At 66.4% G+C, this 4,765-nt stretch carries 6 protein-coding genes; 1 reads left to right on the top strand and 5 read right to left on the bottom strand.

Features of this window, described 5'->3' with window-relative positions:
- Nucleotides 1–282, bottom strand: a 282-nt coding sequence (locus VL973_RS00865; RefSeq protein ID WP_325282148.1) for a Dps family protein, incomplete at its 3' end; no start/stop codon positions are given.
- Between the two features lie 104 nt (nt 283–386).
- On the bottom strand, nt 387–956 hold the full coding sequence (locus VL973_RS00870) for a TMEM165/GDT1 family protein (protein WP_325282149.1): 570 nt from the start codon (nt 954–956) through the stop codon (nt 387–389).
- 176 nt (nt 957–1,132) lie between these two features.
- On the opposite strand from VL973_RS00870, the gene rpmG reads away from it, so the two are divergent.
- A complete protein-coding gene (gene rpmG, locus VL973_RS00875) occupies nt 1,133–1,300 on the top strand; it encodes a 50S ribosomal protein L33 (protein WP_033922433.1) in 168 nt (55 codons plus the stop codon).
- 90 nt (nt 1,301–1,390) lie between these two features.
- On the opposite strand, the gene VL973_RS00880 is transcribed toward rpmG, so the two are convergent.
- From VL973_RS00880 to VL973_RS00890, 3 genes are all read right to left on the bottom strand, one after another.
- Nucleotides 1,391–2,725 (bottom strand): chloride channel protein, encoded by a 1,335-nt coding sequence (locus tag VL973_RS00880; RefSeq protein ID WP_325282150.1) that lies wholly within the window; start codon nt 2,723–2,725, stop codon nt 1,391–1,393.
- Nucleotides 2,726–2,773: 48 nt separating this feature from the next.
- Nucleotides 2,774–4,279, bottom strand: a complete 1,506-nt coding sequence (rpoN, locus tag VL973_RS00885) for an RNA polymerase factor sigma-54 (RefSeq protein WP_325282151.1) — start codon at nt 4,277–4,279, stop codon at nt 2,774–2,776.
- 24 nt (nt 4,280–4,303) lie between these two features.
- The coding region (locus VL973_RS00890; RefSeq protein ID WP_325282152.1) for an LPS export ABC transporter ATP-binding protein at nt 4,304–4,765 on the bottom strand (462 nt) is incomplete at its 5' end.

Consider the following 4,765-nt stretch of genomic DNA (forward strand, 5'->3'; position numbering starts at 1 on the left):
GCGTCCGATGTCGCCGATCGAACGCAGCGTCGTGTTGCCCGTCTTGCGGACCCGTTCGGCGATCGCGTCCGTGGTCGCCAGAATCTGGGCCGCCTGCTCGTCAAGCATCAGGTGATAGTCGCGAAAATGCGGGCCGGAGACGTGCCAGTGGAAGTTCTTGGTCTTGATATATAGCGCATAGCTGTCGGCCAGAATGCCATTCAGCGCATCGGCGACGGTCTTGGCGTCGTTGGGCTTCAGGTCGGTGGGTGTCTTCAGCGCGGGCGCGGTCTTTTCGGCCATGGGGCATGCTCCATCGAAATGGTTTGGTTCGCAGGCATAACGAAATTGCGGCGTTTTTGCTCCGCGAACGGTCGATCAAATCTCCGATCGGATTGATCGCTCGATCAGATCAGGCGGATCGCGCCCAGGGCCATGACCACCCCGGTCAGGACCAGCAGGACACCCGCCCCCCGACTGACCGCCGCGACCGGCAGCGCGCGCCATGCACCTTCACCCAGCATCGCCGCGACAATGGCCGGGATCACGGCCCCGATCACGCCGCCCGCCCCCGCCAGCAACGGCATCGCGCCCCATGTCGCTACGCCCAGCGCGACGAACTGGGCACGCTCACCCAACGCCAGAATGAACGAGCCGCCAACGCTGGTGGCAAACGCGCCGATTCGCCAGCGCTCCAGCCGGTCGGTGGGGGCGCGTGGGCGCATTGCCGCACCCAGTCCGGCGCCGGCCAGCGACAGTGCCAGCAACAGCGCGCGCGCATTCGGCGTCATCACGTCGCGAATCGCCAGCGCACCCGCCACCGCGATACCCATCACGGCCAGTTGGGCAAGGAACAGCCCCGCGATGACCTGTCCGCGCCGTCCGCTGCGATCGGCCAGAATCGCCGCCAGCCATGTCGCCCGGTCCCCCATGGAGGCCAGCAGAACAGCGATAAATGCAGGAACCAGCGCATCCATTCGCACGCCCTGCCACATCGGTGTTAGGGTGCGGTTAAGCCCGCGTCGCTGCCCCGATCGCTTGACAACGGCACCATGATCCGTCATGCGCCCGCGTCTGACAGCGGCGCCCGCGCGCGCCGCTTTTCGCATTTTTGATCGTATTTCTTTTTTGATCGCATTCAAGGGATTGGGCCATGGCCAAGCCGACCACTGTCAAGATCCGGCTGGTGAGCACCGCCGACACGGGCTTCTTCTATGTCACCAAGAAGAACCCGCGCAACCAGACCGAGAAGATGAGCTTCCGCAAATATGATCCCGTCGTGCGTAAGCATGTCGAGTTCAAGGAAGCCAAGATCAAGTAAGCACGCGTCCGGCCGCGCGCCGGGCACGCTGAACGATCGTGACGGCGGGCCACCCCATGGGTGCGCCCGCCGTTGGCGTTTGCGCTTCGCCTAACGATCGGGCGGCGGAGCGGACGGCATGAAGGTGCGCGCCAGCCCCAGATACAGCTTCTCGCGACACACCCACTGGCTGGCGGCATCGGCGACAAAGGCGGTGGCGAACATCGGCAGCATCAGGCCACGGCTCGCGGTGGTTTCCGACAGGATGATGACCGCCGTCAACGGCGCACGCACCACACCCGCGAAATAGCCGACCATCCCCAGGATCACGATCGCCGAGGCGGACTGACCCGGAAAAATCTCGCGCAGCAGATTGCCCACGCCTGCCCCCACCGCCAGCGAGGGCGCAAAGATGCCGCCCGGAATGCCCGCCACTGCGGTCGCCAGCGTCGCGACGAACTTGGCCGGGCCGAACCAGGCGGGCGCATCGACGCCGACGATCATCGCCCGCGCCGCCGAATATCCCGTGCCCCACGTCAGGCCGGTAGCGACGCCCAGCACCGCCACCACCGCACCACACATCCCGGCAAAGGCCACAGGGCGGCGTCGGCTCCACGCCGCGACGCGATTGGTGCCCGTGGCGATCGCCAGCACCAGACGGGCAAACGCGCCGCCCGCCAGCCCGCCCGCCACGCCCGCGATCGGCGCGATGACCAGTGCCGCACCGATCGGCAATTGCGCGCCGATAACGCCGAAATAGACATAATCGCCCATCACCGACTGGGCGACCATGCCCGCAATGACGATTGCCGACAGCACCAGCAACGTGACCCGCTGTTCATAGGCCGATGCCAGTTCCTCGATCGCGAACAGCAATCCGGCCAATGGCGTGTTGAACGCCGCCGCCACGCCCGCCGCGCCGCCCGCGATCACGACCGGCGCGCGCAGCGGCACGCGCATGATGCGGTGGCTGACGCCCATCACCGCGGCGGCAAGCTGCACCGTCGGCCCTTCCCGGCCGACTGAAGCGCCCGTCAGCACCGCACCGATCGTCAGCGCTGCCTTGGCAACCACGGTGCGGACCGAAATCAGCGTGCGCGTTGCCGCATCGGGATCGTCGCGAGCGGCGATGACTTGCGGAATCCCCGAACCGCGCGCGAATGGAAAGAAGCGCCGCGTTACCCATGCCAACGCCATGAAGGCAGGCGGCGTCAGCACCAGCGGCAACCACCACCGTGCGGCGGCCATGTGCTCGAACATCTCGCCCGCCGCATCCGCGAGTTGCGCGAACAATATGGCGACGATGCCGACCGCGATCGCGCCGGTCAGCACGGCAATGCGCGTGCGGAACTGCACCGAACCGGGTCCCTGCGTGCGAAGCAGCGCGCGATAGCGCGCGGGTGTCCAGCGCCAGAGCGGCGGGTTCGGGCGTTCGGGGTCGGGCATGACGCCCCTATAGCGCGCGATGCCCCGACTGCACGCCCCCAATGGATGTCAGGATGTGCCCGCCAGCGCCTTTTGCCGGCGCCGCTGGACCGAACTGCCAATGCCCAGCGATTCGCGATATTTGGCGACGGTGCGCCGCGCGATATCGAACCCGCGCGCATTGAGCATATCGACCAGCGTATCGTCGGACAGGATCTTCTTCGAGTCCTCCGCTGCGATCAGCGCACGGATCGCGCTCTTGACCGCTTCGGCCGACACCGCATCGCCGCCATCGGCCGACTGGATGGCGGAAGTGAAGAAATATTTCAGCTCGAACACGCCGCGCGCGCAGCTAAGATATTTGTTGCTGGTCACGCGGCTGACGGTCGATTCGTGCATCTCGATCGCTTCGGCCACGCGCGCCAGCGTCAGCGGGCGCAGATGCGCGACGCCGTTCAGGAAGAACGCCTCCTGCTGCTTCACGATCTCGCTGGCGACCTTGATGATGGTGCGCTGCCGCTGGTCGAGTGCCTTGACCAGCCAGTTGGCGCTGGCGAGGCAGTCGGACAGCCAGCTTTTCGACGCCTTGTCCTGCTTGCCCGCCGACAATTCGACATAATAAGCGCGGTTCAGCAGCACGCGCGGCAGCGTCGCGGCATTGATCTCCACCGCCCATCCCGCGCCCCGCCGCGCGACGAAAATGTCGGGCACCACGCTTTGCACCGATTCGCCGCCATAACGGCAACCGGGCTTGGGATCATAGTTGCGAAGCTCGCGGATCATGTCCGCCATGTCTTCTTCGTCCACACCGCAGATGCGCCGCAACTGTGCGATCTGGCCGCGCGCCAGCAGGTCGAGATTATCGATCAACCGCGCCATGGCGGGATCATATCGGTCGGCGTCCTTGGCCTGCAGCGCCAGGCATTCGGCCAGATTGCGCGCGCCGACACCGGTCGGGTCGAACGACTGGACGACGCCCAGCACGCCCTCCACCCGCGCCAGTGGCACGCCCAGCCGCGTGGCGACTTCCAGCAGGCCGACACTCAGATAACCGCATTCGTCGATCTGGTCGATCAGATGCGCGGCGATGAACATGTCCGGCCCGGCGATGACCGCGCCCGCCTGTGCCAGCAAATGGTCCTGAAGGCTGATATCGGCAGCGGCAAAGCTGTCGAAATCCAGCGCTTCGCCCTCCCCGCCGCCGACGCCTGTGCCGCCCAGCCCCAGCGATCCGTCGAGGCTGCCGATCGAATCGCTCGGCGAATCATGGTGGAACGCCTCCGCCGCCAGATCGACATCGAGGCTGGCTTCGCCCGCGCTGTCGCCCAGCGACAGCAGCTCGTCCGCCGATGCCGGTTCGCCGCTCGCGACGACAGCCTCGCCCGGCTCCGTGTCGGGCGCGCCGCCATCGTCGTCGCGCCCCGCCTCCAGCAGCGGGTTCTTCTCGATCTCCTCGGCAATGAAGCCTTCGACTTCCAGGTTCGACAGCGCCAGCAGCTTGATCGCCTGCTGCAACTGCGGCGTCATCACCAGCGATTGCGACTGGCGAAGGTCGAGGCGTGGCGCGAGGCTCATGGGCGGCCGGACACGGACATTGCGCTAGAGCGAGAAACCCTCGCCCAGATACAGGCGGCGCACATTGGCGTCGGCGACCAGGTCGGCCGGGCTGCCGGTGAACAGCACGCGACCGTCATAGATGATGTAGGCACGGTCCACGATGTCCAGCGTCTCGCGGACATTATGGTCGGTGATCAGCACGCCGATCGACCGCTGCTTCAGGTCCTTCACCAGATCGCGAATATCCGCGATCGAAATCGGGTCGATGCCCGCAAATGGTTCATCCAGCAACATGATCGACGGATCCGCCGCCAGTGCGCGGGCGATTTCGGCGCGGCGGCGCTCACCGCCCGACAATGCCATGGCGGGCGCGTCGCGCAGCCGCGTCAGGCCGAATTCTTCAAGCAGCCGGTCGAGCTTGGCGGCGCGCGCCGACTTGTCCGGCTCCGCCAGCTCCAGCACGGCAAGGATGTTCTTCTCGACCGTCAGCCCGCGAAAGATCGA

It is taken from the genome of Sphingomonas sp. (genome assembly GCF_035490575.1).
GTDB lineage: Bacteria > Pseudomonadota > Alphaproteobacteria > Sphingomonadales > Sphingomonadaceae > Sphingomonas.

Bases quoted from the DNA above. Each gene is read 5' to 3' on its own strand.
- rpoN (WP_325282151.1), bottom strand. From the start codon at position 4,279: ATGAGCCTCGCGCCACGCCTCGACCTTCGCCAGTCGCAATCGCTGGTG.
- VL973_RS00880 (WP_325282150.1), bottom strand. From the start codon at position 2,725: ATGCCCGACCCCGAACGCCCGAACCCGCCGCTCTGGCGCTGGACACCC.
- VL973_RS00870 (WP_325282149.1), bottom strand. From the start codon at position 956: ATGGATGCGCTGGTTCCTGCATTTATCGCTGTTCTGCTGGCCTCCATG.
- rpmG (WP_033922433.1), top strand. From the start codon at position 1,133: ATGGCCAAGCCGACCACTGTCAAGATCCGGCTGGTGAGCACCGCCGAC.